Raw genomic sequence first — 3849 nt, 5'->3', positions numbered from 1 at the left:
GTAGGCCGTGACGGTCAGCCGGTTTGCTTCCCTACGGTGTCGGAGCCACTTGTCTCGGCCCGGGCTGCTACGCACCGGATCGGGGGCAGTCAGTTCGGTCTCGTGCTCAGCGAGGTACGCCCACAACGCACGTCGGGCCTCGCGTTGCATTTCTGCACTTTCTCGCTCCACTTGCCCCGCGGCTTGGCGTTCGCTGCCCACAGGATCGCCAGGGCCGTGCTGCGCGGACCAAGTGTCAAGCAGCCGCCGTTCCTCCCGCGCGCTTGGGTGCTGGGTCTGCCACTTCGCCGCCAGGGCCTTGTCGGCCACGCTCAACTGTCGACTGGCCCGCCACCGAGCCGCACGTGCCTGTACTGCCGCCACCGCCTCCGCATCTTCACCGAATCGATCCTGAGCCCAGGCATACATGTCCTCGCTCGCAGCCCCCACGAAGCCGGCGACCTCCGCCGCTTCCTGACTGCTGCGCACTGCCTGCAACAAGTAGAACTCAGCAGCCTGCCGCAGCTCAGGGACCGCGTAACTCGCTGCGCGGAGACGCCGAAATCCGCGGACGTAGTAAGGAAGCAACTGCACCCAGCCCGCCGTTGTGGGGCCGGCCGACGAGTCGAATGCGTCCATGTGCCGCAGCAGGCCGATGAGTTCCGTTCCCTCGCTGCAGAACCTTTCCCAGCCAGCATCATGGGTGAGCCCCGCGAGAGTCCTTACCTCAGCGGACGGCAGGTTCGGGAAGTAGGCGGCCCACTTCGCCGCAGCTATATCCCACGAGACAGAGGCAGCTTCCAGGGCCGACGCTGCCGTTGTACCCAACACACATGCCAGCCATGTCCCCGCCTCCGCATAGGGATCCGGTGCATCCGTTGCCCCCTGATGAGCGCCGTCACTAGGCCGCCCCGCCAACGCTCGCGCCGCGACCACGCGAGGTTCAAGGGGCACGGCGCCATCCTCGTCCAGCTCAAGAACGAGTCCTCGAAGGCCGGCACGTTCACAGTTCAATACCTGTGCCAGTGCGTCCGCGGCATCCGCTGTTACCCACTGCGCCTCCACATCGTCGGTGGGAGAGAGCCCCAGTACCGCGTAGTCCGGCGACGGGGAGACGGGGACGGCATCGGGCTGGCTCATCAGGTCGGTACTCCTTGGGACATCGCACGGTGCGCACCGATCACACGGTGCGTCTTCACCCAGCCTGAGAACCTCACGCCGAGTTGTCGTCCCTACCTGGCGAAAAGGTCCTCGCCTCCCGTCAGGCGCAACATCGTCAAGCAGGCCTGCCCGCCACACGGGAAGCACTTGCCAGACCGCCCAAATAGAAGGTGGTCGGGAGCGGCGGCCGCACCGGCGCCCCGGAAGGCTTCGGGTGCCCGCTCCACGGGAACGACAGCAAGACCCGGCCCGTCTCACGGGAAGCGATGACCCTCGATCCGGATACCCCTTGTACCCGTGCCCCCTACTCGCACAGCGTGGCTTCTGGCCACTCCGCGATCACCAGGGGGCATGGTGTCCGACCACACTGCGAATCCGCCAACACCTGCACGGCGTCTCCAAGCAGCCGCCCTGGAGCGCATCGTGGCTGCACCCATCCCCGACGTGGCCATGCAGGAGCTGCTCGAGAAGGACAGGGCTCACGCCCTGGCGGACTTCACCGGCGCCCCTGTCCGGTACGCGGACCGCTGGTGGCGGCCCGACGAAGGGCAGTGGTACGCCCTGGACGAGGCTGGCAGCGCACTCATCGACGCCCAGGCCGACCGATGGCGCGCCGCGCACGCCACAGCGGTGCCGCCGATTCACAGCGAACCCAGCCCGGCCCAGAACGCAGCGTCGGACCACGCAGCCGGCGCGTCGTGATGAACGCCCCAGAGGTATCACGGCATGAAGCTCTCGTCGTCAACGCGCTTATGCAGGATCCCAGCTTCGTACACTGGGGATTGACCAACCCGGCGACTCCGGACGAACCGTGGCTCCAACCGACCGACTTCCGCACCCCCTTGCTCGGGGACATGTACGAGGTCCTGCGCAACGCAGCACTACAATCGCCCAACGGATATTTTGCCAAGCCTCCCGCAATAGAGCTCTACCACGGACTCTGGAACCTGTACCAGGCGCGGGCAGCGCAAGGCGACCAAGCCGCCCAAAGGCTCATCGCAGACCGGAACGCCTGGGAAGGGCGAGGCGGGCTGTGGGAGTACATCAACCACCTCCAATCACCACAGCACGGCCACCCCTCCACTGCCTATCAGTACGCCGTAGAGGTCTGGAACGCGAGTCCTCGCCAGGAGCCACTGACACAGGCCCCACCCTCCCCGGGAGACGCCCAAGCCGACATCCAGGCATGGGGTGCCCTATCGATCGTGGGCGCCGTACTCCATAACCCGCGCAACGCCGAAGCCTTCCGCTACCAGCCCCAGGACCCGACAGCCTCCCCGTACTGGCTTCAGGGCGAGGACTTCGACGACGAGTTCCTCAACGTAGCCTGGCAGGCCCTCGTCACCGGCCCCGGCGCAGTCATTCACTCCGAAGCCGCATGCGATCCGTACCTCGTCGGCGACGAAAGGGTCATCACTCTGACCCGCTTAGCGGTCGACAACATGCAGGCCATCCTTGCGCAGCGGGCACCCACTGACCCCGCCGCAGCACAAGCCCTGAACGACCCCACGTTCCGGGCGCGCGCCGAACTTCTCCTCCAGCAGGATCAGAACGCCTCCCTGACACACCTCCCTCCCGACCAGATCGGCCGGCACGCCCGGGAACTCGTACTTGATCCGCACATCCGAAACTACGTCGCCCAGCTCGGTGAACAGACCAACGCCGAAATCCGCGCCGCGGGCCCAGTAGGCCAAGGCCTCCTCGCCACCTTGGCCCGCTCCGTGGCGGCACTTCAGCGACTACGAGAGCGCGTCAATAGCGCCGCCGCACCAACTTCCATCCAGACCCAGCGGGTGCGAGTCACCCAGCCGGAGACGGCATATGCCACCCCGGCACGCGAGCGCGCGATCATCGACGCAGCGCTCCAGAGCCCTGACTTCATGCGCACTGAGCAATACCGAGCGCTGCGAGGTGAAGACTTCACCATCCCAGAATACAAGGCCCTCTTCGAGGCCATGCAGCGTCACCCCACCCCATGGCACCCGCTCCTCCTGGTTCAGGAAGCGCACCTGACGAGCAGCACCTCGCAAGACCTGAATGGCGACCTGATGGTCCAGATCGCCTCCGCCGCCTACGCTGACGCGCCGCGCACCGCCCCACAGATGGATGGGAGCCCGCAGGACCCCCGGGTCATGGCACAGCAACTGGTCACGGTCACTCTGCGACGATCGACGGAGCAGGCCAACACCGTGGTCACCAAGGCGGCCCACACCCCGCAGATGTCGACTGACGCCATGCTCGGCATCGCAGCACAGCAGTACTCGCAGGCGGCCCAGTCGGCACTCCGCTACAACCCGACTCCCGGCCACGGACCTCGTCAACCGCAGCAACCTCAGACCTCACAGTCGAACGGCCACTACGCCGGCGTGTGAAACCAACCCGCATCAGCTCAGGCAGGAGCCCCCATATGACGACTCTGCTCCCGCTCATCGTCCCAGCGCTAGTGCTTGCAGGTGCCTCGGCAGTGAACTGGGCCGCGCGACCACTGGCCTCGAGCGAGACCATTCCTCCAGCGATGCCAGCATCCCCGCATCACTGAATTCCGCGCTGAGGGACTGTAAAACGTTCGGCTCTGGCCCGTAATCGGTGGTAACGAAGGGTGATGGTTGTCGTTGGCATGGTGTGCGCGATGTCAATGAGCTTGTGGCGGTGGTGTTTTCAGGGTTGTCGGCCCTGGTCATCGAGGGGGTGACGGGCGAGGGGGAGGTC

At 66.1% G+C, this 3849-nt stretch carries 3 protein-coding genes; 2 read left to right on the top strand and 1 reads right to left on the bottom strand.

The window, feature by feature from the left end; translation table 11 throughout:
• Positions 1-1119, bottom strand: a 1119-nt coding sequence (locus VN520_RS11530) for a hypothetical protein (RefSeq protein WP_325746786.1), incomplete at its 3' end; no start/stop codon positions are given.
• A 444-nt stretch (positions 1120-1563) separates the two neighbouring features.
• On the opposite strand from VN520_RS11530, the gene VN520_RS11525 reads away from it, so the two are divergent.
• Positions 1564-1842, top strand: coding sequence for a hypothetical protein (locus VN520_RS11525; protein ID WP_325746785.1), 279 nt, complete (start codon positions 1564-1566; stop codon positions 1840-1842).
• A gap of 50 nt (positions 1843-1892) precedes the next feature.
• Positions 1893-3512, top strand: a complete 1620-nt coding sequence (locus VN520_RS11520; RefSeq protein WP_325746784.1) for a hypothetical protein — start codon at positions 1893-1895, stop codon at positions 3510-3512.
• Positions 3513-3849: the final 337 nt, after the last annotated feature.

The sequence above is a fragment of the Streptomyces sp. genome (genome assembly GCF_035563135.1).
GTDB lineage: Bacteria > Actinomycetota > Actinomycetes > Streptomycetales > Streptomycetaceae > Streptomyces.
This window is presented reverse-complemented; position numbering and strand designations above follow the sequence as displayed.

Excerpts from the sequence above, each read along its gene's own strand:
- VN520_RS11520 (WP_325746784.1), top strand. The coding sequence starts at position 1,893 with ATGCAGGATCCCAGCTTCGTACACTGGGGATTGACCAACCCGGCGACT.